Raw genomic sequence first — 24,745 nt, 5'->3', positions numbered from 1 at the left:
GATAGCCCTACTTCGTTCCGTACATGCGGTCGCCCGCATCGCCGAGGCCCGGCACGATATAGCCCTTCTCGTTGAGATGGCTGTCGATCGAGGCCGTGAAGATCGGCACGTCCGGATGGGCGCCCTGGAAGTTGCGGATACCCTCCGGAGCGGCAAGCAGGCAGAGGAAGCGGATGTTCCGCGCACCGCGCTCCTTGAGCTTCTCGATGGCCGCGATCGCGGAATTGCCGGTAGCGAGCATCGGGTCGACGACGATGACGAGGCGTTCGTTGATGTTGTCCGGCGCCTTGAAGAAATATTCGACCGCCTGCAGAGTCTCGTGATCCCGGTAGACGCCGATATGCGCAACGCGCGCCGAGGGTACCAGTTCGAGCATGCCCTCGAGCAGGCCGTTGCCGGCGCGCAGGATGGAAGCGAAGACGAGCTTCTTGCCCTCGAGCACCGGCGCGTCGGTTTCCACGAGAGGCGTCTCGATCCGTTCGGTCGTCAGCTCCAGGTCGCGCGTGACCTCGTAGCAGAGCAGCGTCGAGATTTCCTTGATCAGCCGGCGGAAGCCCGCAGTCGACGTTTCCTTCTTGCGCATGATGGTCAGCTTGTGCTGCACCAGCGGATGACCGATCACCGTTACGCCGTCCATGGCTCATCTTCCCCGGGAAAATTGGCTATCCACCCTCTTTTCCATGGAAAGGGCGGGGGCCGCAAGGGTGTAGGTGGAACTTGTGCAGCTGCGCCCTCTCCGCGCAACTAGATATGTAACGCAGCCAGCAACTTCTCTCGCGTCGGCTCGTCCACGAAGGCGGCTTCAATCGCGGTCTTCGTCATCCGGTCGATCTCGCTGTCCGAGAAGCCCATCGCGTGGAAGGCGATTTCGTATTCCTGCGCGAGCGACGTGTGGAAGAAGGGAGGATCGTCGGAATTGAGCGTCACGCGGACGCCGGCTTCGTAAAGCCGCCGCAGCGGATGCGAGGCGAAGTCCGGGAACACCTGAAGCGCGACATTCGAGCCCGGGCAGACTTCGAGCACGACGCCCTCGTCGGCAAGGCGCTTCACGAGATCGTCGTCCTCGATCGCCCGGACCCCGTGACTGATGCGGGCCGGGCGGACATGGTCCAGCGCATCGCGCACGCTGAATGCGCCGGAAAGCTCGCCGGCGTGGATGGTCAGGCCGAGGCCGGCATCGCGGACGATGTCGAAGGCGCGGGAGAATTCCGCGACGCTGTGCATGCGCTCCTCGCCGGCCAGATTGAAACCGGTCACGAGCGGATGCCGGCGCATCGCTGCATATTCGGCGGTCCTGATGACCGAGTCGGGACCGAGATGGCGGATGCCGGTGATCAGCATGCGGGATTCGATGCCGGTCTTCACCCTCGCCGCCTCCATGCCGGCGGCGAGGCCCTCGATATAGGCATCGGCGCCGAGTCCGATCGTTTCGCCGTGGTCGGGCGAGACGATGATCTCGCTGTAGATCGTACCCGCTTCGGCAAGCTCCGTCAGATAGGTCTCGGCGAGAAGCGCATAATCACCCTCGGTGCGAAAAAGCGAGGCGACGGCGTCGTAACACCTTACGAAGCTGGTGAAATCCTCCCAGACATAGGCCCGGTCGCGGATGATCGCGCTGGTGTCGACGCCGTATTTGCGGGCCTGCCTCAGCGCCAGTTCCGGCGGCGTCGCGCCTTCGATATGGCAATGCAGTTCGGCTTTCTTCAGATGAGCGGTCAAATGAGGCTTCTCCCATGTGGGCCGGCGCCAATGCCGAGATGTCTTGCGACGGTTTCGCCGATATGGGCGAAGCTGTCGGCGATGCCGAAGGAGCGGCTGCGAAGCGTCGGGCCGAACATCAGGACCGGCACGCGCTCGCGCGTGTGGTCGGTGCCGCGCCAGGTCGGATCGCAGCCGTGGTCGGCGGTCAGGATCACCATGTCGCCCGGTTTCAGCCGGCGGTCGAGATCGGGCAGGCGTGCGTCGAAGGCTTCGAGCGCGGCGGCATAGCCGGGCACGTCGCGGCGATGGCCGTAAAGCATGTCGAAGTCGACGAAATTGGTGAAGACGAGCGCCCCGTCTTCGGCCTCTTCGATGGCTTCGAGGCTGGCGTCGAACAGGGCCATGTTGCCGTTGGCCTTGGTGAGCCTGGTCACACCCTGATGCGCGAAGATATCGCCGATCTTGCCGATCGCGTGCACCGTGCGCCCGGCCTCCTGCAGCCGGTCGAGAACGGTCGGCTCCGGCGGCAGCACCGAATAGTCGCGACGGTTGCCGGTGCGCGTGAAGCTGCCCGGGTCGCTGCCGACGAAGGGCCGTGCGATCACGCGGCCGATATTGTAGTCGTCGACGAGCCGGCGGACGGTCTCGCAGAGGTTCAGCAGGCGCTCCAGCCCGAAGGTCTGTTCGTGCGCGGCGATCTGAAAGACGGAATCGGACGAGGTGTAGCAGATCGGCTTGCCGCTCCGCATATGCTCTTCGCCGTGGCGGGCGATGATGTCGGTACCCGAGGCATGACAATTGCCGAGAATGCCGGGCACATCGCCCTCGCGACAGATCGCTTCGACGAGTTCGGGAGGGAAGGCGTCGCCTTCGGCCGGAAAATAGCCCCAGTCGAAGGTCACCGGCGTGCCGGCGATTTCCCAATGGCCGGAAGGCGTGTCCTTGCCGCGCGAGACTTCGCTTGCCGCGCCGTAGATACCATAAACGCGTTCCGGCAGCGCCATGCCGGCGGGAAGCCGCCCGGTGGCGAGCCGCGCCGCATGCATGAGACCGAGCGCCGACATGTTGGGCAGATGGAGCGGCCCTTCCCGGAGGCCCGCCCGGTCGGCGGCTCCCGCCGCGCAGAACTCCGCAATGTGTCCGAGCGTATCGGCGCCGAGATCGCCGAAAGCCTCCGCATCCGGCGCATTGCCGATGCCGAAGGAATCGAGGACGAAAAGAAACGCACGCGCCATGAAACACCCTGACTGATCCCGGGCGCGAGCGCGATAAGCGGCGAGCCGGTGCCATTAAGACTTTCGCGGCCGTCGCCGCACAATCCGGCAGAAATAGCGCGCCGCCTTGTCCATTGCAATTGATGCATGTCGTCGGAGGCGCACCCCGGGCGGAAGGCCGCGCACACTTTCCTCATCCCGCTCCAGACCGGTCAGCAATCCGTGCAGTTGATGGTCGTCCCGAAGCGCTGGCGGTAATAGGAGGTCCTGGAGAGCGGGATCGTGCCGCCGGCGTCCGAGCCGAACAGGGAAAGCTGGTGGTTGACGACGAGTTCGGTGCGCACGACGAAGGCATTCACCGCGTCGAGATCGGCCGGAACGCTGACGACGGAATTGACCGCATAGGGAACCGTCGCACCGTCGCTCCCGTCCGACCAGCCTCGGGACCAGGCGACCTTGCCTTCCGTCGTGCCGTTCACCTGGATGCCGGTGATCTTGAGGTCGTAGTCGGAGCCGTCATAGGGGACGAGCATGTTTCTCGCGACGTTTCGCATGCCGTCGAGAAAGGCCTTGTTCACCTGCTGCTCCTGGGTGACGATATCGCTCACCGCACTCGAGGCCCGCCCGACCTTGCGCGCGACGGTGAAGCCGAGCGAAAGCTCGAAAGCGCCGACATAGGCCGCGATCAGAAGCGGCGCGACAATGGCGAATTCGACGGCACCGGCGCCGCGGCGGTCCCGTAACAGGCCGTGGAAGGCTCCCCACAGGTGCTGTTTGCGCGTGTGAAGGCGGTCCATGGCAGCCTCAATAGTTTTCGTTGCGGAAGGTGGCGGTGGAGACCATCAGATAGTCGCGCGGCATGCTGTCGCCGGCGGGTCTGAGTTTGGTCACCAGGGGACGAACGAGATCGGTGATCACGGTCCAGCGGTAATAGGCGCGCACCATGGTGTAGTCGTTCGGGCCGCCGGGAGCGAAAGTGAAGCCGCTGGTGTCGAGATCCGAGCCGTTCCGCGGCACCGCTTTCGGAAACGCGCTGAGATCGGCGGGAAGCTTGCGGACATCGAGATGGAGTTTCGAGGCTTGCTCCGCCTCGGTCGCCGAACAGGTCATCATGATCGCGATTTCGTCGCAGAAAGCCTGACGGAACTGGGTTTCTGTCGTGAAGCCGGGCTTGCCGATATCGGTGGTGATCTCACCCGTGCGGATTTTCCGCGCCAGCGTATCCGTCGCATTGGCCAGCAATTGCTCGCCGGCAAAAGCGATGAATGTCTCGATCGAGGCGAAAACGACGATGAAGAAGGGCAGCGCAAGGATCGCGAATTCGATCGCCGTCGCGCCCTTCCGGTCGCCGATGAGGCGCCGAAACAGGCCGCGCGGCAAGGGCGCCCGGGGAGTGGATGCTTTCTCGTCGATCGACATCGCGCCGTTCCGTCATGTCAACTGGTTGGCGCAAAAATACACGGCGACTGTTGAAGATTCGTTTTCGAGGACCCGAAGAATTTTAGTGGTTCTGAAGCAGAGGTCGGAAGGGCCCCTCATCCCGCCGCCGCGACCTTCTCCCCGCAAGCGGGGAGAAGGGACAAGCGGCTCGCTTTGCGGCTCAAGTCCCCTCTCCCCGCTTGCGCAGGGCTGTCCGGGGAAAATTCATGCATAGTGGAAGACCATTTGGTTTGGGATGGTCCGGGGTTTTGGTCGGCTTGGATTGACCTGCGGCGGCTTGTGGATTTCGGCGATGCTTTTGCGCTGGAACAGGCACTGGGTGACGAGGTCGGTGAAGCGCAGGATCGGTAGAGGGACGCGGGCGAGGCGGGCGGCGATGCGCAACAGTGCATAGGCGATCATCGCCGCGAAGATCTGCAGGCGGATGGCGTTGTCGTTGTTGCCGAGGAACTTGCGGATCTTGAGGTGCTGTTTGATCCAGCGGAACAGAAGCTCGATCTGCCAGCGATCCTTATAGAGCTGGCCGATCTCGACGGCGGAGCGCTCGAGGTCGTTGGTCAGAAGCGTGATCGTATCGCCGTCCTGGCGCTTGACGATTACCCGGCGCAAGCCGATCGGCAGCTTGGAATCGCCCTTGCTGGCGAGGCTGACCTGGCTGTCTTCGAGGACCAGGAAGCCATCGCCTTGAGGTTGCTCAACGGGGCGTTCAGCGACCAAAGCCAGTCCCATGTTGGTCTTCGGCCGGGTGACGAAACTGGCGCCGGCTTCGGCGATCGCCGTCCACCAGCCGTAATGGCAGTAGCCCTTGTCGAAGACATAGGTTGCGCCCTTTTCGATGGTGATCGTGCGGCCGATCTGGGCGTCGTTGACGTTGGCGTCGGTGATGTCGAGGATGCCTGGACAATCGGCCTTGGGATCATAGACGACATGCAGCTTCATGCCGCGGATGCGGCCGTTCGACTTGGCCCAATCGTACAGCTTACCCAGCGGGATCGGGGTCGAATCGATCAGCCGCAGCATCTTGGTGCCCTCCCGGCGCGTCTGCCGGTCGAGCTGACCGGCCAGAAGCGCGAAGGTCTCGGCGAAGACGGCGACCGGGCGGCGGCGGTTGGCGTCCGACAGCGTCGAGCGCATCAGCCGGCCACTGCCGAGATGGTAATGATGCTGACTGTTGGCGTTGAAGCTCGCCTCCAACCCGCGCAGGCTGGTCGTGGCGCTCAACTGGGCATAGATCAGTGCCACCAGATGATCCCAGCTGGTAAAGCACTTGTCGTAGGCATCCCCGGCATGACGATCCACAATCGCCTGAAAGCTGCGGCGATCAATCGCTTTCAGCAGCTGGGCGAAAATGCTAGGGGTGAACCGCATGCTCCGTCTCCTTTTCTGAGTCTCGACAACCAGAAAATAGACGGAAAAACGCCGTCTGACGGGGCATGCGCCTGCGACATTTCGATTCACCCGGAACTTTCCCCGGACAGCCCTGCCGCTTGCGGGGAGAGGGTTAGGGTGAGGGGCAGGGCGAATTTCCCGGTCTTAATTGCCGCTCGAAGCGGAGGCCTGCCGTTCCGCACGCTCGCAATTGGGCGTGCAGGAGAGAACGGTGCGCACGGTCTGCTTGTAGACGCGTACGGTGTTGCCCTCGTCGATCGATACCAGGATGCGCTCGTCGACCATGGCGTTGCCGTCCTGGTCGAGGATGACGAGATTGGTGGTGCCGAAATTGCGCCCGGTCAGCACGATGGTCTTCGCATCCGCCACGGTCGCGTCGGCAACCTCCGCATTACCGATGATCACCTTGCTGACCGGCCGGTCGAGCTTCAGCACGCGGGCGTGGTCCATATAGACGCGCATCATTTCTTCAGCCGCGCGGGCTCCGCCCGGTGCGGCGATCGCCAGGAGTGCAGTGGTTGCAAGCAGTGCGGCCCGCGGGGCCGCTGAGGGCATGTTCATGGCGCGTCCTGACGGTCTATCTGCCGCATCTTGGCGCGTTTTGGTGAAAGAATGGTTACGTCGATGCGGCGCAATTTAAGGCGTCCATTTTCCGCACGTTTACCCAGGAAAAAGCGAGTTTCCCTTAACGTCACGGTAACCGGATTCCTTAAGCGGAAAGCAATTAGCCCCCGCTAAATTCAGGGTATCCGATCAACGGCAACAGTTTGACGGACGTGCTGAGCAACAAGTGAAGTTTGAGGAGAATAGTCATGAAGACCATTTTTGCACGCCTGATGAAGGACGAGTCCGGCGCAACCGCAATCGAATACGGCCTGATCGCAGCTCTGATCTCGGTGGCGCTGATCACCGGTGCGGGAGCACTTGGTACCTCGCTCAACGAAACATTCGATAAGCTGGGCGATAAACTGACAACTGAAGTGAATAAGTAAACGAGACCACACGGTGAAAGGCTTGGACGTTGCTGTCCCGTAGCTGGATGAGCCGCCCCCGCCTGGGGCGGCTTTTTTCTTTCCACCCAGACGCGCAAAGATAAGCACGCGGCCTTTTACGTCCAAGTACGAAGGTGTACCGCGCACCAGCACTGGATAGGGATACGAGAATATGACTGAAGCTGCCATACTTGTAGTTCTACCACTTTGCTTGGCATTTGCGGCGCTGACGGACCTCTTCACGATGACGATACCGAATCGGGTTTCGGCGATTCTGTTGGGTGCCTTTGCCATTGTTGCGCCGTTGGCTGGGCTTGATGTGGTCCAGATTTGCCTTCACATCGTTGCTGCAGTAGTGGTTTTCACTATCTGCTTTTGCCTTTTCGCAACAAATGTAATGGGGGGTGGCGATGCCAAGCTCCTGACCGCAAGCGCCATTTGGTTTGGTTTCAACGCATCGCTCCCGGTATTCCTTGTTTACGTGTCCATTTTTGGTGGCATATTGACGTGCGCTATTCTGTTCCTGCGCAAACAGGAGAACACGATCCTCGCCACTGGCATTCCGGTGCCGCATCTGTTGCTGACCGCCAAGAAAATCCCCTACGGCATCGCAATCGCTCTTGGCGGCCTCGCGGCCTATCCTTCTTCACCCCTGATGCAGGCCGCGCTCGCGCAGCTTTCATAAAACGTCGGCGCCACGCGTCCGCGCAACTATTCTTTAACCATACCCGTATCCGACCTGTTAACCATAATTACACCAATTCCTGATCAACCTGATCCTGGGCAATTCTCGGGGATTTGGGGCGATCATGAGACCGGTGCGCATTATCATTCTGGCGGTGGCCGTCGGCTCGGCTGCCATGGCCGGGCTGCTGGCGATGAAGCTTACCCGTGCGCCCGCCCCGCAGACGGCGGAACCCGTCATAGAGCAGGCCCCGACCATCAACGTGCTCGTCGCCGGCAAGAGCCTGCCGGTCGGCTCCCGTCTCGGCGCCGATTCCATCCATTGGAAAGCCTGGCCGGAAGACGGTGTCGCCGAGGGCATGATAACAGAGGAAAACCGTCCCGCTGCCGTCGAAGATCTTGCCGGCGCGGTCGTCCGCCTGCCGATCTTTACCGGCGAGCCGGTGCGTCAGGAAAAGATCGCCGACGCATCGAACCGGATCATGTCGTCGCTGCTGCCGGCCGGAAAGCGCGCCGTCGCCACGGAGATCACGGTCGCGACCGGCGCCGGCGGCTTCATCCTGCCGAACGATCGCGTCGACGTGATCATGGTGCGCAAGTCCGACGGCGATCTCTATCTGACCGAAACCGTGCTGAGCAATGTCCGCGTGCTGGCGATCGACCAGCAGATCGAGGAGAAGGAAGACGGCTCGAAAGCGGTCGTCGGTACGACCGCGACGCTGGAGCTGACGCCGGATCAATCGAAGGTCATGACGGTCGCGCAGCAGGTGGCGGACCGCATCTCGCTGGCGCTGCGCAGCGTTGCCGACGCGCAGGAGCCGGACACTATGGCTGCCGACTACCTTCTCAACGGCGACGGCCGGCCGAGCATTCAGGTCATCAAGTCGGGCTCCATCGTCAAGGGCGACGGTGTGGCCCTCCAGAACCAGAAGTAGGACGGGGCGCAAGGTGAAACGGATCGCAAAAAAGTTTCGGTCGTCCCTCGCAGCCGGCCTCTCCTTCTGTCTGGCCTTTTCGGGCATGACGTCGCCGACCGTGCCGGTCGCAGAGGCCGCCTCCTCCTCGGTCGTGAGGATTGTCGATAGCGGTCCGGGCGCCCGGAAGACCATCAATCTCGGTCTCAACAAGGCGGTCGTCGTGGACCTGCCGAGCGACGCTCACGACATTCTCGTTGCGGATCCCTCGCTCGCCGACGCGATCACCCGCACCTCGCGCCGTATCTATCTTTTCGGCAAGTCGGTCGGCCAGACGAACATCTTCGTCTTCGGCCCGGGAGGTGAGGAGATCGTCAGCCTGGAGGTCGCCGTCGAGCGCGACGTCGCCGGTCTCGAATCCAATTTGCGTCGCTTCATTCCCGATGCTGATATCAATGTCGAAATCATCTCGGACAACGTGGTGCTGACAGGCACGGTCCGCACGCCCCTCGACTCGACCAGGGCCGTCGATCTCGCACGCGCCTTCCTGAAGGGCGGCGAGGCGACCACGCGCAACATCACCGCGCAGGGCAATAACGGCGATGCCGATATTTTCGCCGAGGACCGGCAGAACTCGCAGATCGTCAATCTGCTGACGATCGAGGGCGACGATCAGGTGACGCTGAAAGTCACCGTGGCCGAGGTCAGCCGGCAGGTGTTGAAGCAGCTCGGCTTCAACGGCCGCGTCTCCGATGGCGAAAGCGGCATCAGCTTCCGTAACCCGGCCAATCTCGGCGACGCGATCGCCGTCGGCACGAATGCCCTCATCAAGGGTTCGATCGGCCCCACAACCATTTCGAGCTATATCAACGCAATGGAACAGGCCGGCGTCATGCGCACGCTCGCCGAGCCGAGCCTGACGGCGATTTCCGGCCAGGAGGCGAAGTTCTACGTCGGCGGCGAGTTCCGGCTTGCCGGCGTGCAGGAGGTCTCGACGGACGACGAGACCGGCCAAACCACGGTAGAGCGTGAGGTCAACGACGTGGAATACGGCATCCGGCTGAATTTCAAGCCGGTCGTTCTCGGCCCCGGCCGCATCAGCCTGCAGATCGAAACCGATGTCTCGGAGCCGACCTATGAGGGCTCGGTGGTCACGGGCAACAGCATGACCGCCATTCCCGGCAACACCTTCCTCGGCATCCGCCGGCGCGAAGCCTCGACCAGCGTCGAACTGCCGTCCGGCGGCTCGATCGTGATCGCCGGCCTCGTCCAGGACAATGTCCGCCAGGCGATGTCGGGCCTTCCCGCCGCCTCGAAGATCCCGATCCTCGGCACGCTCTTCCGCAGCAAGGACTTCCAGCGCAGCGAGACGGAGCTCGTCATCATCGCAACGCCTTATCTCGTGCGGCCCGTCGCCCGCAGTGCGATCTCGCGCCCGGACGACAACTTCAACCCGGCGAACGATCTCGAAAGCTTTTTCCTCGGCCGGGTCAACCGGATTTATGGGCGCCCCGAGGCGCAGCCGCCCGCCGGCCGCTACCACGGCAATGTCGGCTTCATCTACAAATAGGCAGGGCCATGCAGAAGCGAAGCGCAGCTCGAAACAGTCTTGAAAGGCAGCCCCCGATGGCCCTGAACCGCTTGCCGCATCGTGTGGCCCTGTATGCGATCGTCGCCGCCCTTATGGCAGGCTGCGCCAGCAAGGACAAGCTCGCGACCGGTGCTCTTCCGGACGATTACCGCACCCGGCATCCGATCGTGCTGACGGAAGGCGAGCGGACGATCGACATTCCCGTCGCCTCGGGCGATACGCGGCTCACCCAGGGGACGCGCGACGTCATTCGCGGCTTTGCCGCCGAATATCGCAATGCCTCGAGCGGCGTCATTCAGATCATGCTGCCGCGCGGATCGGTGAACGGCCATGCCGCGCAGATCGTCCGCAAGGACATCCGTCGCGTGCTGGCCGCAGGCGGCGTATCGCCGAAGAAGATGATCGAAACCACCTATGACGCCTCCGTGACGGGCGACGCCGCACCGATCCGCCTGAGCTATGTCGCGATAACTGCGCAGACCGCACCCTGCGGCGCGTGGCCGGAAGATCTGGCGCTGAACACGCTGGAAAACCGCAACTACTACAATTTCGGCTGCGCCACCCAGTCCAATCTCGCGGCACAGATCGCCAATCCGACGGACCTCGTCGGCCCGCGCCAGATGTCGCCGATCGATGCCGAGCAGCGGGGCCAGGTGATCGATAGCTGGCGCGGCACGGATAAGGGCGACGGCGGAACCACGATCGTCTTCAACTGATACGGGCTTTCAAGGAAAAACGATGAACGCCATTGAATACACGATCGACAGCGGCGGAACCGGCGATTGGCCCGCGGACGGAACGCGCCCCGGCGACCTCGAGCAGCTCCGGCCCCTGCCGCGCATCTCGATCCATGCCTTCTGCGAGAGCGAAGCCGTGCAGCGGCTCATGGAGCGCTGCGGCCAGGACCGCCGCATGGCGAAGGTGAGCCTGCGGGTTACCGGCGGCGGCATCGCAGCCGCCGCGAATACCTTCGCGGGCGTCTCGACGCCCAATCTGATCATTCTCGAAACCGCCACCGAGCCCGGCTCGCTGCTTTCGGAACTGGCGCCGCTTGCGGAAGTCTGCGACCCGAGCACGAAGGTCATCGTCATCGGCCGCCACAACGACATCGCGCTCTATCGCGAGCTGATCCGCAACGGCATTTCCGAATATATGGTCGCGCCGGTCGGGATGGCCGATATGCTGAGCGCCGTCTCGGCGATCTTCGTGGATCCGGAGGCGGAGCCGCTCGGACGCAGCCTCGCCTTCATCGGCGCAAAGGGCGGCTGTGGCTCGTCGGTGATCGCCCATAATTGCGCCTGGGGCATTTCCAATCTTTTCTCGACCGAGACGATCCTTGCCGATCTCGATCTGCCCTACGGAACCGCCAATATCGACTTCGACCAGGACCCGCCACAGGGGATCGCCGAGGCCGTATTCGCGCCGGAGCGGCTGGACGAGGTCTTTCTCGACCGGCTCCTGACCAGGTGCTCGGAGCATCTGTCGCTGCTGGCGGCGCCCTCCATGCTCGACCGCGCCTATGATTTCGAGACGGGTGCCTTTCAGCCGATCCTGGAAATCCTCCAGCGCAGTGCGCCGGTATCCGTCCTGGACCTGCCGCATGGCTGGACCGACTGGACCCGCTCGGTGCTTTCGGCGGCCGACGAGGTGGTCATCACCGCCGCCCCGGATCTGGCAAGCCTCAGGAACGCGAAGAACCTGCTCGATGCCTTGAAGAAACTGAGGCCGAACGACAAGGTGCCGCATCTCGTGCTCAACCAGGTGGGCGTGCCCAAGCGTCCGGAGATCGCTCCCGACGAGTTCTGCGCGTCGCTGGAGATCGAGGCCGCCGCGATCATTCCGTTCGATGCGGTCCTCTTCGGCAATGCCTCCAACAGCGGCCGCATGATCGCGGAGATCGACCGGAAGTCGCCGGCCGCCGAGACCTTCTCGCAGCTGTCCCACCTCTTGACCGGGCGCACCGCCATAAAGAAGGCGCGCCGGGGGGGTCTCGGCAAGGTTCTGGCGAAGCTCGGCAGGCGGTAGCGGAATATTTCCGATCCTGCACCCGCAGGGCGGGGATCGATGAAGCAACTGGAATGAAGTGATGTTTGGCAAACGCGGAAATGAAGGTCCTGGCAAGGGTGGTGCGCGCGGCTTCTCGCCTGCGCCCCCGATGCCCGCCGTCCAGCCGGTGCCGGTGGAGCGTTCCGCCGCGCCCGTCCTCGGCGAGACGGTCGCTGCGCCATCCCGCCCGCAAGCGCCGCCCCAGCGGCGCCGTGCGCCGAGGGCGGAAGATTATTACGACACGAAATCGCAGGTCTTCTCCGCGCTGATCGACACGATCGACCTGTCGCAGCTCTCCAAGCTCGATATCGAGAGCGCGCGCGAGGAAATCCGCGACATCGTCAACGATATCATCACCATCAAGAACTTCGCCATGTCGATCTCCGAGCAGGAGGAACTGCTCGACGACATCTGCAACGACGTGCTTGGCTACGGACCGCTGGAGCCATTGCTCGCGCGCGACGACATCGCCGACATCATGGTGAACGGCGCCGGGCAAACCTTCATCGAAGTGGGTGGCAAGGTCGAGGAATCGGAGATCCGGTTCCGCGACAACGGGCAACTGCTGTCGATCTGCCAGCGTATCGTCAGCCAGGTGGGCCGCCGCGTCGACGAATCGAGCCCGATCTGCGATGCGCGTCTGCCGGACGGGTCACGCGTCAACGTCATCGCGCCGCCGCTCGCGATCGACGGTACGGCGCTCACCATCCGCAAGTTCAAGAAGGACAAGCTGACGCTGGAGCAGCTGGTGCGCTTCGGCTCGATCACGCCCGAGGCCGCCGTCCTGCTGCAGATCATCGGCCGCGTCCGCTGCAACATCGTCATTTCCGGCGGCACCGGCTCCGGCAAGACGACGCTGCTCAACTGCCTGACGCGCTATATCGACAGCACCGAGCGGATCATTACCTGCGAGGACTCGGCCGAATTGCAACTGCAGCAGCCGCATGTCGTCCGGCTCGAGACGCGCCCGCCGAACATCGAGGGCGAGGGCGAGATCACCATGCGCGACCTCGTGAAGAACTGCCTGCGCATGCGTCCGGAGCGCATCATCGTCGGCGAAGTGCGCGGCCCGGAAGTCTTCGACCTGCTGCAGGCGATGAACACCGGCCATGACGGTTCGATGGGAACGATCCACGCAAATACCCCGCGCGAATGCCTGAGCCGCATGGAATCGATGATCGCCATGGGCGGCTATACCCTGCCGGCCAGGACCGTTCGCGAGATCATCTCCGGCTCGGTGGACGTGATCATCCAGGCCTCGCGCCTGCGTGACGGATCGCGCCGGATCACCCACATCACCGAGGTCACCGGCATGGAAGGCGACGTGATCATCACCCAGGACCTGATGCGCTACGAGATCGACGGCGAGGACGCCAATGGCCGGATCGTCGGCCGCCATGTCTCGACCGGCATCGGCCGGCCGCATTTCTGGGACCGGGCCCGTTATTTCAACGAGGACAAGCGGCTCGCAGCGACCCTCGACGCGATGGAAAAGCAACAATAGAGCGGTACAGGCAGGCTGCGGTTCCGCATGCCTTCGACGCGAAGGGACAGACCGAGCGATGTTCGGCATAGACATCACCGTCCTGGGATTGGCCGGCCTCGTCGCCCTGGCGGCGGCGGCACTCGCCTATGGTGTGCTCTACCCCCAGATCGAGACCGAGAAGAAGGCGGAGGGCCGCCTGCGCCGGGTCAGCGCCTCCGAGACGGACCGCACCAAGATCAAGGCGGCGCGCGACCGCGTCAACGAGATGTCGAAGCGGCGCAAATCCGTTCAGGATTCGCTGAAGGAACTCGAGAAAAAGCAGCAGGAAAAATCCGTCAATACGGCGCCTTCGATGAAGAAGCGCCTGCTGCAGGCCGGTCTTTCGATATCGCTCGCGCAGTTCTACCTGTTCAGCGCGCTTTTCGGACTGTTCGCTTTTCTTGTCGTCCTCCTGGCAGGGGCGGGGCTGCTCATTGCCGCGGGCGTTGCCCTGATAGGCGCGGCCGGCCTGCCGCGATGGATCGTCGGCTCCATGGTCAAACGCCGTTGCAGAAAGTTTCTCGACGAGTTTCCGAATTCGCTCGATGTCATGGTCCGTTCGATCAAGTCGGGGCTGCCGCTGAACGACGCCTTGCGGCTGATCGCCAGCGACGGGCAGGAGCCGGTCCGGACGGAGTTCCGCCGTGTCGTCGAGTCCCAGCAGGTGGGTCTCAACGTTCCCGAAGCCTGCGCCCGCATGATTCACAGCATCCCGCTGCCGGAAGTGAACTTCTTCGCGATCGTCATCGCCATTCAGGCGCAGGCGGGCGGCAATCTGTCCGAAGCGCTCGGCAATCTCTCCAAGGTGCTGCGCGAACGCAGGAAGATGAAGGCGAAGGTCAGCGCGCTGTCGATGGAGGCCAAGGCGTCCGCCTGCATCATCGGCGCGCTGCCCTTCATCGTCGCAACCCTCGTCTATCTGACTTCGCCCGATTACATGATGGTTCTCTTCACCGACCCGCGCGGCCACATCATCATGGGCGCTTCCGCCGTCTGGATGAGCATCGGCATCTGGGTGATGCGCAACATGATCAACTTCGACATCTGAGGATCCCGTGGCCGGCTGGATAGAGACGCTTACCGATCCGAACATCCTCGTCGCGGCGCTCGTCTCGATGGCCGTGCTCGCCACGTTCTACTCGCTCGTGGCGCCCTTGCTCGAGCGGGGAGACCTCGCGAAGCGGATGAAATCGGTCGCCACCGAACGGGAGCAGATTCGCGCCCGCGAGCGCGCCCGGCTCAATGCCGAGGCGACGACCGGCAGGGCAAGCCTCAGGGCACAGCACAACACCTCCGTCCGGGAGATCGTCGAGCGGCTGAACCTCAGAAAGGCTCTGGTGGACGACAACACCGTCAACCGCCTGAAGACGGCCGGCTACCGCTCGCAAAACGCGCTCAACACCTTCCTCTTCGCCCGCTTCTGCCTGCCGTTCCTGTTTCTGACCGTTGCGGTTCTCTATATTTTCGTGCTCGGGAGTTTCGCCGACAAGCCGATCATGGTCAGGGTGTCCTTCGCCATCGGATTTGCCTATGTCGGCTTCTACGCGCCGAACATCTTCATCGCCAATGCGATCTCCAAGCGCCAGCAGTCCATTCGCCGCGCCTGGCCGGATGCGCTCGATCTCCTGCTCATCTGCGTCGAATCGGGCGTCTCGATGGAGCTCGCCATGCGCCGCGTCGCCGACGAGATAGCCGTGCAGTCGCCGCCGCTGGCGGAGGAACTGGTGCTGACGACCGCGGAACTCTCCTTCCTGCCCGAAAGGCGCATCGCGCTCGAAAATCTCGGCCTGCGCACCGGCCTCGACGAGGTGAAATCGGTGACGCAGGCGCTGATCCAGGCCGACCGCTACGGCACGCCCGTCGCCCAGGCGCTGCGCGTGCTGGCGCAGGAAAGCCGCGACCAGCGGATGACCGCCGCAGAGAAAAAGGCGGCCGCACTGCCGCCGAAGCTGACGGTGCCGATGATCCTGTTCTTCCTGCCGGTCCTCGTCGCCGTCATCCTCGGCCCCGCGGGGATACAGGTGGCGGACAAGTTTTAGGGTGAAAGGCGAGGGTGGTTTACCCGCCCTTGAAGGTATTGCCGCCTCTTGCCGGCTGTGCTGGCCCCTCTCCTCGGGTTTAACCCGAGGACTAGCCCTCTCCCCGCAGGCGGGGAGAGGGGACCTACTGCATGTGTCCTTTAATCCTATCCGATTAAAGGACAAAAACATGCAGCAGATCAAAGTGCTACAGCGACCTTTGCGCGTCTGATAAGACGCGCGGCGCTGTAGAGAGGGCGGCATATCCCTTCTCCCCGCTTGCGGGGAGAAGGTCGCGGCAGCGGGATGAGGGGCGGGTGCCGCCGTCCGGTGCGGGGTGGCAGTGCCGGCCGATCAACCTTCAATCCGCCTTCGCCTCATCCGCCTTCGCCAGCTGCTTCCACGCGCCCTGCTGCGACAGCATGGAGCGCAGATAGGCGACATTGGCCTCGGCCTGCTCGGATGTCAGTTCCTGGCGGGCGATGGTTTCCGCTTCCTGGAAGCGGCCCTGCAGGCCGACGGCAAGCGCGAGGTTCTGGCGCACGCTGCTGCCGGCATCCGGTTGGCTCGCCGCGGATTTGAGGTAGGTCTCGGCGGTTCGCAAATCCTTCGTCAGCAGATAGGACATGCCGAGATTGGAGAGGACCGAAGGCTCGTTGGGCTTGAGGTCCAGAGCCTCGCGATAGCGCAGCCGTGCCTCGGCGGAACGGCCGAGCTGGTCGAGAATGGCGCCTTCCGCGGATTTCAGCTTCCAGTCGGGCCGGTCCGGCGTCTGGGCGCGGCTGATCGTGGCGAGCGCCTGTTCCAGCTGACCGGCTGCGGCCTGGGCCTTGCCGTAGGCTCCGAGCACCTCGCGGTCCGCCGGATGGTAGATCGCCACCTGCTGCATGACGGCAAGCGCCTGTTCGTTGCGGCCCGTCATGCGCAGGAGATTGGCGTAGTTGAGCCCGGCCTCCCGGTCCTTCGGGTTGCGCTCATAGGCCTGGCCGATGCGTTCGGCGGCGGCAGCCAGTTCAGTCGCGTTCATCGACTGCACCGGCCTCGTGAGCTTCGGGATGGATCCGGTCGTCAGCTCCTTCCTGCCCTGTTGTCCGGCGCAGGCGGAGAGCGACAGCGTCACCATCGCAACGGCAGTTCCCGTTGCGAGCCGGCGCAAAGAGGAGGAGAAATTGTCTTGCATCGTCATCGAAGCCCCAGCATCCAGTCCTGCACCGGAACTCCAGACAAAAGCGGCGCAACTTTCACTCCAGCAATAATCTGTTAACCCTAACGGAGCGTTAATCGCACCTGTTCGTATCCGCCAGTCGAGGATTCCCATGGCCCCCTTTCAGTTCATCGAGCGGCAATCGCCGTTCAACACCAGCAACGGCAAGACGCTGCCTATCTTTGCGGTGACGCCGGCGCATATCGAAACGGGGAGCATCGATCCGATCGCGCTCGACTGGGCGAAGAAAGCCGGTTTCAAGGCGGAATCCGGCGCGGTGCTGCTCATCCCCTCGGCCGATGGTCATCTCGGCGGCGCGCTGTTCGGGCTCGGTGCCAACCCTTCCGACGCGCCTTTCCTCACCGGCAAGCTCGCCCGGGCGCTTCCGGCCGGCAAATGGCATATCGAGACGGCGCCGCTCACCGCCAATCGGCTGGCTCTCGGCTACGGCCTCGGTTCCTACCGTTTCGAACGCTACAAATCGGCGAAGACGGACGCGCCGACGCTGCTCATTCCGGCCGATTCGGATGCGACCGATATCAAGCGGCAGCTCGCCGGCGTGTTCCTGGCCCGCGACCTCATCAACACGCCGACCAACGATATGGGACCGGAAGCGCTGGAGGCCGCATTCCGGGCGCTGGCCGCCCATTACAAGGCCGACGTATCGGTTATCTCCGGCGAAGCCCTGCTGGCCGAGAACTTCCCGCTCGTTCACACGGTCGGCCGCGCCAGCGCCGAAGCGCCGCGGCTTCTTGAAATGCGCTGGGGCAGGAAGGGCCACCGCAAGGTGACGCTCGTCGGCAAGGGCGTCTGCTTCGATACCGGAGGGCTGGACATCAAGCCGGCCGCGTCGATGCTGCTCATGAAGAAGGACATGGGCGGCGCTGCCAACGTCATGGGGCTCGCGCTGATGATCATGGATGCGAAGCTCAAGGTGGACCTGCGCGTCATCATTCCCGTGGTCGAGAACTCGATCTCGGCGAATGCCTTCCGTCCCGGCGACATCTACAAGAGCCGCAAGGGCCTGACGGTTCAGATCGACAACACCGACGCGGAGGGACGGCTGATCCTCGCCGATGCGCTCGCCTATGCGGACGAGGAGAAGACGGACCTCGTCGTCGACATGGCGACCCTGACGGGCGCCGCCCGCGTGGCGCTGGGCCCGGACCTGCCGCCCTTCTTCACCGATGACGATGACCTCGCCCGCGATCTCGCCGAGGCGAGCCTGACGGTGGACGATCCGGTCTGGCGGATGCCGCTCTACAGGGGCTACGACAAGGATGTTTCCGCCCGCATCGCCGATCTCACCAACGCGCCCTCGGGCGGCATGGCCGGCTCGATCACGGCGGCGCTGTTCCTCAAGCGTTTCGTCACGAACGCGAAAAGCTGGGTCCATTTCGACATCTTCGGCTGGGCGCAGTCCGAGCGCCCGCATTCGCCGATCGGCGGTGAAGCTCAGGCGATCCGGGCGCTTTATCATCACATCGGGAGGATCGCGGGGTAGCTATTCGCGCAATCGAGCTGCAAAAGAAACGCTTGCGTAACGGTCGCCGGCTATGCTCCCGGACCAGTGATCCACGCAGGAGTTTCCTTTGCCGGTCGAACTTACCCCTTCTCAGGCGCTGGGGCTCTGGCATGCCGTGTCGCTCGAACAGGTGCGCGTCGACAGCCGCGATCTGACCTTGCGCCAGATGGCGATCCTGTTACAGATCTACCTCGTGCCGCCGCCCCATACGGTGCGCGGCCTCGCAGCGTCGCTCGGCGTGACGAAGCCGGTGATCACGCGCGCGCTCGACACCATGGGTGCGCTCGGCCTGGTCGACCGGATCCGCGACGAGCGCGACAGGCGCAACGTCATCATAAAGCGCACCGTCGAAGGCGCGCTTTATCTTGAAAAATTCGGCGATCTGATCATCAATCAGGGCCGGAAAATGTGAGCTTATCCATGCCAGAAGTCCTCGACCGCCGACTCAATGCCTATCGCGAGGATATCGCCGAGGCACGTCTGCGCGGTCTCGTCGAGGCAAAGCGCTTCGTGGAAGGAAAGCCGGCGGCCGTATCCGTTCCGGTGACGCCGCTGCGGGCGAGGCCGGAGGCCGGCTGCGGCACGGATACGGAGCTTCTCTATGGCGAGACGGTGCGCGTGCTCGACGTCGCCGACGGATGGGCGTGGGTCAGGTCCGACCTCGATGGCTATGTCGGCTACGTACCGGAGGATGTCGTGCAGCCGCCGCAAGCGCCGGCGACGCATCTCGTGGCGGTGCCGCGGACATTCGTCTATCGCGGCGCGGATCTGCGCTTTCCCCAGGCCTTTGCCCTTTCCATGGGAAGCCGGATTGCCGTCGTCGGCGAGGCCGAAACGCGCGGCACGCGCTATTTTCTGCTGGATGGCGGGCTGGCGATCGTCGCCGATCATTGCATTCCCGCAGCCGGCGCGCTCACGGAAGACTATGTCGCAATCGCGGCCCGCTTTCTTGAAACGCCTTATCTCTGGGGCGGCCGCTCCGGCTTCGGTATAGACTGTTCCGGCCTCGTGCAGCTCGCGATGCAGATGGCCGGACGCAACGCGCCGCGCGATTCCGACATGCAGGCAAGCGGCCTCGGCCGCGCCATCGAGCGCGAGGAACTCACGCGCGGCGACCTCGTCTTCTGGAAGGGCCATGTGGCGATCATGGAGGACGAGAAGACCCTGGTGCATGCCAACGGACACACGATGACGGTGGCGCGCGAAGGCCTCGAAGACGCGATCCAGCGCATCGGCTGGCTGTATGCGCAGCCGACGGGGTACCGGCGGCCTTGATCCCCGGATTTTGCGGCTTTCTTGAGCCGCAGCCGCCCCTCATCCGCCTGCCGGCACCTTCTCCCCGCATGCGGGGAGAAGGGAATCGCGGGTTCGCCTTCGCACCATCTCCACACGCAGGCGCGCCGTGGCGTACGTCCCCTCTCCCCGCATGCGGGGAGAAGGTTACGGTGAGGGGCGGTCGTCCCCGCGCGCGGGGAGAAGGTTAGGGTGAGCGGCGATCGCTGCGCGCCTAATCAGTAGCCGGCTACCTTATCCACTACATGCTCCAGGGGCAGCCCGCTCTCGAAGCGCGCGATCTGGTGCTCCACATGCACGAAGAGCGCCCTGACGTCGGACGAGGCGGCGACATGCGGCGTCACATAGACGTTCGGCATGTCCCAGAAGCGGCTTTCCGGGGAGAGCGGCTCCCGTTCGAAGACATCGAGCGAGGCGCCTCCCAGGACACCCGAATCGAGGCACTCCAGGATGTCGGCCTCGACCTGGCTGCCGCCTCGACCGGCATTGATGAAAACGGGCGCGCCGAACGGCCCGTTCCGGCTGAGCTTGGCCAAGAGAGCGGCGTTGAAGATACCCCTGGTATCCGGCGTCAGCGGCAGCAGGCCGACGAGAAAATCCGTCCTGCCGAGAAATGCATCCAGTCCGGCGGCGTCGTAGGTCTCAACACCCTCGATCACCCGCTTGCTTCGCGACCAGCCGATCACCTTGAAGCCCATCGCGGCGAGCTTACGGGCGGCGTCCTGGCCAAGCACGCCCATGCCCATGATGCCGACGGTCACGTCGGCTGCTTCCGGCTGGCTGAGGTCGCGCCATTCGTGCTTCTTTGCCAGCGCCTCGTAGGCGCGGTGCTGGCGAAGATGCAGGAGGCACTGCATCACCACCCACTCGCTCATCCGCGTCGTCAGCGTCCGGTCGACGAAGCGCACCAGCGGCACGTCAGGCAGGCCCGGCAGCGTCAGCACGTGGTCGACGCCGGCGCCGCCGGAAAAGACCACCTTGAGGTCCGGTGCGCGTGAGAAGAGGTCGGGCGCGGATTTCCAGACCACCGCATAGTCGATGCCGGAGAGGTCACGCTCCTGATGCGCCGGGTCGGCGAGATCGATCACCTCGCGGCCGGGAAAGGCGCCCGCAAGCGCGGCTTCGACCTCCTCGGGAATGAATTTCAGGTCGACGATCACGGGGCTCTTGGCGGGCATGGGAGAAACTCTACTGATGAACGGCGGCGAGATTGACCGCTTCGAGGTTGAAAGCGGCGGCCATCAGCGCCTTGGTATAGTCTTCCGTCGGTGCCTGGAAGATGCGCTCGGCGGGTCCCTGTTCCACGACCTTGCCGAGCCGCATGACGATCACCTCGTTGGCGAGCGCGCGCACGACCTTGAGATCATGGCTGATAAAGAGATAGGCGAGATTGTGCTTGCGCTGGAGATCGCGCAGGAGATCGACCACCTGGGCCTGCACGCTCATGTCGAGGGCGGAGGTCGGCTCGTCGAGCATGACGAACTGAGGTTTCAGCACCATCGCCCGGGCGATCGCGATGCGCTGGCGCTGACCGCCGGAAAATTCGTGCGGATAGCGCCAGCGCGTGGCGGGATCGAGGCCGACCTCTTCCAGTGCTGCGGCGACGCGCTGGTCGCGCTCGCCGTCCGTCAGCGCCTTCTCGTGGATCTTCAAACCCTCGCCGATAATGTCGGCGATCGACATGCGCGGGCTCAGCGATCCGTAAGGATCCTGGAAGACCACCTGCATCCGGTTTCTGAGCGGCCGCATCTCGCGGAAACTGTAGGCGTCGATGTCTTCCCCGACGAAGGCGATGCGGCCCTTGGACGAGATCAGCCGCGTCAGCGCAAGGCCAAGCGTCGTCTTGCCGGAACCGGACTCGCCGACCACGCCCAGCGTCTGACCGGCGCGGAGCGTCAGGTCGATGCCGTCCACCGCCTTGACGTGGTCGACCACCCGGCGCAGGAAGCCCGCCTTGATGGGAAACCAGACCTTCATGTCCTTGGCTTCGATCACGATCGGCCTCGAGGCATCCGAGGGCGGCGGTTCGCCCCGCGGCTCGGAGGCAAGCAGGTGGCGGGTGTAGGCGTGCTGCGGATTGGCGAAGATCTCGGCGGTCGGCCCGGTCTCGACGATCTTGCCCTTTGTCATCACGCAGACCCGATCGGCGATCTTGCGGACGATGCCGAGGTCGTGGGTGATGAACAGCATGGACATGCCGTGCTCGTCCTTGAGCGACTTCAAAAGCTCGAGGATCTGCGCCTGCACCGTGACGTCGAGCGCCGTGGTCGGCTCGTCGGCGATCAGGAGCTCCGGACGGTTGGCAAGCGCCATGGCTATCATCACGCGCTGGCGCTGGCCGCCCGAGAGCTGATGCGGGTAGGCCCCGAGGCGCTTTTCCGCCTCGCGGATGCCGACCTGTTCCAGGAGCTCCAGCGTTCTCGCGCGGGCGGCCGCACCCTTGAGGTCCTGATGGATCTCCAGGATTTCGCCGATCTGCTGCTCGATCGTGTGCAACGGATTGAGCGACGTCATCGGCTCCTGGAAGATCATCGTGACGTCGTTGCCGCGAACATGCCTGAGCTCGTCGTCGCTCGCCTTCAGGAGGTCCTTCCCGTTGAAGAGGATTTCGCCGCTCGGATGGCTTGCGGCGGGGTAGGGCAGGAGCTTCAGGATCGAGTTGGCGGAGACCGATTTGCCCGAGCCGGACTCCCCTACCAGCGCCACGGTCTCGCCGCGCTTGATGTCGAAGGAGATGCGGTCGACCGCAAGCGACGTTTCGCCGCCCTGGTGAAAGGCGACGGAGAGGTCGCGCACGGAGAGGAGGGTATCTGTCATCGTCGCGCTCACCGGAACGTCTTTCTCGGGTCGAAGGCGTCGCGCGTCGCTTCGCCGACGAAGATCAAAAGCGACAGCATGATCGACATGGCGAAGAAGGCGGTCAGCCCCAGCCAGGGCGCCTGCAGGTTGGACTTGCCCTGCGCGATCATCTCGCCGAGCGACGGGGAACCCGGAGGCATGCCGAAGCCGAGAAAGTCGAGCGAGGTCAGCGTGGTGATCGAGCCCGAAAGAATGAAGGGCAGGAAGGTGAGCGTCGCCACCATCGCGTTCGGCAGCAGGTGCCGGTACATGATGGTGCCGTTGCCGACGCCTAGCGCGCGCGCCGCGTTGACATATTCGAAATTGCGGGCGCGCAGGAATTCGGCCCTGACGACGCCGACGAAGCCGACCCAGGAAAAGAGCAGCATGATGCCGAGCAGGATGAAGAAGCCCGGCGGCAGGATGGCGGCGATGATGAGCAGGATGTAGAGCACCGGCATCGAGGACCAGATCTCGATGAAACGCTGCATGAGCAGATCCGTCCAGCCGCCGAAATAGCCCTGCACGGCACCGGCCGAAACGCCGATGACCGCCGAGGCGATTGTCAGCGCGAGACCGAAAAGTACCGAGATGCGAAACCCGTAGATCATCCGCGCCATCACGTCGCGCGCCTGGTCGTCGGTACCGAGCCAGTTCAGGTTGCCGGCTATGCATCCGGGGTCGTCGGCCCCTTGCGGGTAGGCGGAGCAGCGCTCCTCCTCGCTCATCAGCCAGAAGGGCGGCGTGGGCGCCGAATGGGGGATGCTGGAGTTGACCGTCTGGTAGGAATAGCGGATCGGCGGCCAGACCATCCAGCCGTTCGCCCCGATCTCGTCGCGGATGAAGTCGGAGCGATAGTCGGTTTCGGCGAGGAAGCCGCCGAATTTCTCTTCCGGATAATCGAACAGCACCGGCACCAGGATCTCGCCCTTATAGGAGGCGAGGATCGGCTTGTCGTTGGCGATGAACTCGGCAAACAGGCTGAGGCCGAAGAGGAGGAGGAAGAGCCAGAGGGACCAGTAGCCGCGGCGGTTGGCCTTGAAGTTCTGCCAGCGACGGCGCCCGATCGGCGTAAGCCAGCCCTTTTCCGGCGCGCCGGCATAGGCGGTAGCGGTGCTCATCAGACGTCCCTCCGCTCGAAATCGATGCGCGGGTCGACCCAAGTATAGATGAGGTCGGAGACGAGGCTCACGACAAGCCCCATCAGCGAGTAGATGAAGAGGGTCGCGAAGACGATCGGATAGTCGCGCTTGACGACCGCGTCATAGCCGAGCCGCCCCAGCCCATCGAGCGAGAAGATGTATTCGATGAGCAGCGAGCCGGTGAAGAAGGCGGAGATGAAGGCGCCGGGAAAGCCCGCAATGATGATCAGCATCGCGTTGCGGAACACATGTCCGTAGAGAACGCGCCGCTCCGTCAGGCCCTTGGCTCGCGCCGTCGTCACATATTGCTTCTTGATCTCGTCGATGAAGGAATTCTTCGTGAGCAGCGTGGTGGTCGCGAAGGCGGAGAGCAGAAGCGTGATCAGCGGCAGCGTCATGTGCCAGAAATAATCGATTATCTTCTCGTACCAGGAAAGCTGGTCGAAATTGTCCGAGACCAGGCCGCGCAAGGGGAACCAGTCGAAGAAGGATCCGCCCGCAAAAAGCACGATCAGGAGAATGCCGAAGAGGAAACTCGGCACCGCATAGCCGACGATGATGACGCCCGAGGTCCAGACGTCGAAGGTCGAACCGTCGGAGACCGCTTTCTTGATGCCGAGCGGGATCGAGATGGCATAGGAAAATATGAGGATCCAGACCCCGAGCGAGATCGAAACCGGCATTTTCTGAATGATGAGGTCGATGACCGGCGTATTGCGGAAGAAGCTCTCGCCGAAGTCGAAGCGCATATAGTCCCACATCATGGTGACGAAGCGCTCGAGCGGCGGCTTGTCGAAGCCGAACTGTTTTTCGAGCTTGGCGATGAAATCGGGATCGAGCCCTTGCGCCCCGCGGTACTGCCCGCCGTCGCCACCGCCGACAGGCATGAGGTCGCCGGCATTGCCGGAAAGCCTGTCAGAGCCTGCCGCGTTGGTGAGGTCGGAGATCACCTGTTCCACCGGCCCCCCCGGCGCAAACTGCACGACGGCGAAGGAGATCGCCATGATGCCGACGATCGTCGGGATCATCAGCAGGAGCCGGCGCAGGATATAGGCACCCATCAGGCGAACCTCTGGATCGACGAATTGCCGGCGAAGCAGACCGGCGCAGCGTCGACTGGAATTGCTCTAATGTGCCTCAAATCCTGCATCTCCCAGCGGCTGCGGCCTCTGCGGAGCCGTTCGTGTTTCGTGATTCGTTTCCCGCATTTGGAATCGAGAGAGCGCCTG

General features: G+C 63.6%; 24 protein-coding genes. 12 read left to right on the top strand and 12 right to left on the bottom strand.

Annotated elements, in window-relative coordinates; genetic code table 11:
* Nucleotides 1–7: 7 nt before the first annotated feature.
* From upp to M1D34_RS14930, 7 genes are all read right to left on the bottom strand, one after another.
* Nucleotides 8–637, bottom strand: coding sequence for a uracil phosphoribosyltransferase (gene upp / locus M1D34_RS14960; protein WP_498779696.1), 630 nt, complete (start codon nucleotides 635–637; stop codon nucleotides 8–10).
* 107 nt (nucleotides 638–744) lie between these two features.
* Nucleotides 745–1,719, bottom strand: a complete 975-nt coding sequence (locus M1D34_RS14955) for an adenosine deaminase (protein ID WP_107607855.1) — start codon at nucleotides 1,717–1,719, stop codon at nucleotides 745–747.
* Nucleotides 1,716–2,936: a phosphopentomutase gene (locus M1D34_RS14950; RefSeq protein ID WP_027990561.1), complete on the bottom strand. Its 1,221-nt coding sequence runs from the start codon at nucleotides 2,934–2,936 to the stop codon at nucleotides 1,716–1,718. Before M1D34_RS14950 ends, M1D34_RS14955 begins: the two co-directional genes overlap by 4 nt.
* A gap of 191 nt (nucleotides 2,937–3,127) precedes the next feature.
* Nucleotides 3,128–3,712, bottom strand: a complete 585-nt coding sequence (locus M1D34_RS14945) for a TadE/TadG family type IV pilus assembly protein (RefSeq protein WP_498779693.1) — start codon at nucleotides 3,710–3,712, stop codon at nucleotides 3,128–3,130.
* A gap of 7 nt (nucleotides 3,713–3,719) precedes the next feature.
* Nucleotides 3,720–4,334: a TadE/TadG family type IV pilus assembly protein gene (locus M1D34_RS14940; protein ID WP_010968377.1), complete on the bottom strand. Its 615-nt coding sequence runs from the start codon at nucleotides 4,332–4,334 to the stop codon at nucleotides 3,720–3,722.
* A 225-nt stretch (nucleotides 4,335–4,559) separates the two neighbouring features.
* The gene (locus M1D34_RS14935) at nucleotides 4,560–5,723 is read right to left on the bottom strand and encodes an IS4-like element ISRm16 family transposase (protein WP_498779691.1); all 1,164 of its coding nucleotides are present in this window, start codon (nucleotides 5,721–5,723) and stop codon (nucleotides 4,560–4,562) included.
* Between the two features lie 165 nt (nucleotides 5,724–5,888).
* Nucleotides 5,889–6,305 carry a pilus assembly protein N-terminal domain-containing protein gene (locus M1D34_RS14930; RefSeq protein WP_003536154.1) on the bottom strand — a complete coding sequence of 139 codons (417 nt, stop codon included), beginning with the start codon at nucleotides 6,303–6,305 and terminating at the stop codon, nucleotides 5,889–5,891.
* A gap of 251 nt (nucleotides 6,306–6,556) precedes the next feature.
* On the opposite strand from M1D34_RS14930, the gene M1D34_RS14925 reads away from it, so the two are divergent.
* The 9 genes from M1D34_RS14925 (at nucleotide 6,557) to M1D34_RS14885 (ending at nucleotide 15,535) form a co-directional block, all read left to right on the top strand.
* Nucleotides 6,557–6,736, top strand: a complete 180-nt coding sequence (locus M1D34_RS14925; protein ID WP_498779688.1) for a Flp family type IVb pilin — start codon at nucleotides 6,557–6,559, stop codon at nucleotides 6,734–6,736.
* Nucleotides 6,737–6,908: 172 nt separating this feature from the next.
* Nucleotides 6,909–7,421 carry an A24 family peptidase gene (locus M1D34_RS14920; protein ID WP_498779686.1) on the top strand — a complete coding sequence of 171 codons (513 nt, stop codon included), beginning with the start codon at nucleotides 6,909–6,911 and terminating at the stop codon, nucleotides 7,419–7,421.
* 124 nt (nucleotides 7,422–7,545) lie between these two features.
* Nucleotides 7,546–8,355, top strand: a complete 810-nt coding sequence (gene cpaB / locus M1D34_RS14915) for a Flp pilus assembly protein CpaB (RefSeq protein WP_498779684.1) — start codon at nucleotides 7,546–7,548, stop codon at nucleotides 8,353–8,355.
* Between the two features lie 13 nt (nucleotides 8,356–8,368).
* Nucleotides 8,369–9,904 carry a type II and III secretion system protein family protein gene (locus tag M1D34_RS14910; RefSeq protein WP_498779682.1) on the top strand — a complete coding sequence of 512 codons (1,536 nt, stop codon included), beginning with the start codon at nucleotides 8,369–8,371 and terminating at the stop codon, nucleotides 9,902–9,904.
* Between the two features lie 56 nt (nucleotides 9,905–9,960).
* Nucleotides 9,961–10,641, top strand: a complete 681-nt coding sequence (locus M1D34_RS14905; RefSeq protein ID WP_017269040.1) for a CpaD family pilus assembly protein — start codon at nucleotides 9,961–9,963, stop codon at nucleotides 10,639–10,641.
* A gap of 22 nt (nucleotides 10,642–10,663) precedes the next feature.
* Nucleotides 10,664–11,950, top strand: coding sequence for a CpaE/TadZ family protein (locus tag M1D34_RS14900; RefSeq protein WP_498779680.1), 1,287 nt, complete (start codon nucleotides 10,664–10,666; stop codon nucleotides 11,948–11,950).
* Nucleotides 11,951–12,011: 61 nt separating this feature from the next.
* Nucleotides 12,012–13,475 carry a TadA family conjugal transfer-associated ATPase gene (locus M1D34_RS14895; protein WP_498779678.1) on the top strand — a complete coding sequence of 488 codons (1,464 nt, stop codon included), beginning with the start codon at nucleotides 12,012–12,014 and terminating at the stop codon, nucleotides 13,473–13,475.
* A gap of 58 nt (nucleotides 13,476–13,533) precedes the next feature.
* Nucleotides 13,534–14,544 (top strand): type II secretion system F family protein, encoded by a 1,011-nt coding sequence (locus tag M1D34_RS14890; RefSeq protein ID WP_498779676.1) that lies wholly within the window; start codon nucleotides 13,534–13,536, stop codon nucleotides 14,542–14,544.
* A gap of 7 nt (nucleotides 14,545–14,551) precedes the next feature.
* The gene (locus tag M1D34_RS14885) at nucleotides 14,552–15,535 is read left to right on the top strand and encodes a type II secretion system F family protein (RefSeq protein WP_498779674.1); all 984 of its coding nucleotides are present in this window, start codon (nucleotides 14,552–14,554) and stop codon (nucleotides 15,533–15,535) included.
* A gap of 340 nt (nucleotides 15,536–15,875) precedes the next feature.
* On the opposite strand, the gene M1D34_RS14880 is transcribed toward M1D34_RS14885, so the two are convergent.
* Nucleotides 15,876–16,700 (bottom strand): tetratricopeptide repeat protein, encoded by an 825-nt coding sequence (locus M1D34_RS14880; protein ID WP_498779672.1) that lies wholly within the window; start codon nucleotides 16,698–16,700, stop codon nucleotides 15,876–15,878.
* A 130-nt stretch (nucleotides 16,701–16,830) separates the two neighbouring features.
* On the opposite strand from M1D34_RS14880, the gene M1D34_RS14875 reads away from it, so the two are divergent.
* The 3 genes from M1D34_RS14875 (at nucleotide 16,831) to M1D34_RS14865 (ending at nucleotide 19,518) form a co-directional block, all read left to right on the top strand.
* Nucleotides 16,831–18,222: a leucyl aminopeptidase family protein gene (locus M1D34_RS14875; protein WP_498779670.1), complete on the top strand. Its 1,392-nt coding sequence runs from the start codon at nucleotides 16,831–16,833 to the stop codon at nucleotides 18,220–18,222.
* An 88-nt stretch (nucleotides 18,223–18,310) separates the two neighbouring features.
* Complete coding sequence (locus M1D34_RS14870) at nucleotides 18,311–18,655, top strand: MarR family transcriptional regulator (RefSeq protein WP_003537743.1); 345 nt, start codon at nucleotides 18,311–18,313, stop codon at nucleotides 18,653–18,655.
* A gap of 8 nt (nucleotides 18,656–18,663) precedes the next feature.
* Nucleotides 18,664–19,518, top strand: a complete 855-nt coding sequence (locus M1D34_RS14865; protein WP_498779667.1) for a C40 family peptidase — start codon at nucleotides 18,664–18,666, stop codon at nucleotides 19,516–19,518.
* A gap of 236 nt (nucleotides 19,519–19,754) precedes the next feature.
* On the opposite strand, the gene M1D34_RS14860 is transcribed toward M1D34_RS14865, so the two are convergent.
* From M1D34_RS14860 to M1D34_RS14845, 4 genes are read right to left on the bottom strand one after another with little or no spacing between them, the layout of a single operon-like run.
* Nucleotides 19,755–20,714 carry a 2-hydroxyacid dehydrogenase gene (locus tag M1D34_RS14860; protein WP_127597123.1) on the bottom strand — a complete coding sequence of 320 codons (960 nt, stop codon included), beginning with the start codon at nucleotides 20,712–20,714 and terminating at the stop codon, nucleotides 19,755–19,757.
* 10 nt (nucleotides 20,715–20,724) lie between these two features.
* A complete protein-coding gene (locus M1D34_RS14855) occupies nucleotides 20,725–22,353 on the bottom strand; it encodes an ABC transporter ATP-binding protein (RefSeq protein ID WP_498779665.1) in 1,629 nt (542 codons plus the stop codon).
* A gap of 8 nt (nucleotides 22,354–22,361) precedes the next feature.
* The gene (locus M1D34_RS14850; RefSeq protein WP_027991132.1) at nucleotides 22,362–23,495 is read right to left on the bottom strand and encodes an ABC transporter permease; all 1,134 of its coding nucleotides are present in this window, start codon (nucleotides 23,493–23,495) and stop codon (nucleotides 22,362–22,364) included.
* Nucleotides 23,495–24,577, bottom strand: coding sequence for a microcin C ABC transporter permease YejB (locus M1D34_RS14845; RefSeq protein WP_003531958.1), 1,083 nt, complete (start codon nucleotides 24,575–24,577; stop codon nucleotides 23,495–23,497). Before M1D34_RS14845 ends, M1D34_RS14850 begins: the two co-directional genes overlap by 1 nt.
* Nucleotides 24,578–24,745: the final 168 nt, after the last annotated feature.

The organism is Ensifer sp. D2-11 (genome assembly GCF_054161295.1).
The sequence above is the reverse complement of the archived record's forward strand: the minus strand, read 5'-3'. Positions and strand labels throughout refer to the sequence as shown.